General features: G+C 68.4%; 1 pseudogene. It reads right to left on the bottom strand.

What is annotated here, in order from left to right:
* Positions 1-405 (bottom strand): annotated as a pseudogene (locus tag EN845_RS33970) (serine protease); the annotation flags it as partial.

Consider the following 405-nt stretch of genomic DNA (forward strand, 5'->3'; position numbering starts at 1 on the left):
GTAGCCGTCTTCGGAAATGAAGAAGCCCGAGCCTTGGGCAACCGGGCGCGGCTCGCCATTGCCGTAGTTGCGATGACCGAAGGGCCGCATGCCGAACTGCTGGCCACCCTGATCGCCGAAGCCACGGAACTCCTTGAAGAAGCGGCGCAGTTGCGGATTGTCGGGCAGGTTGTCGAAGCCGTCCTGGTCATCGGAGCCGCCGTCGGCCGTCGGCTGGATCTTGGCCTTGACCTTGACGCTGACGACCGCCGGCGAGACGCGCTCGACGACATCGGCGAAGCTCGGGACCTGCGGGGCCTCGACGCGCACGGCATCGGCCAGCACAGGGGCGGTGCCGGTTGCGAGCATGCCCGCGCCGACGGTACCAACGACCGCCAGGGAGGCGACGGCCGCCATCAGGCGCTT

This window comes from Mesorhizobium sp. M8A.F.Ca.ET.202.01.1.1 (assembly GCF_004791595.1).
Lineage (GTDB): Bacteria > Pseudomonadota > Alphaproteobacteria > Rhizobiales > Rhizobiaceae > Mesorhizobium.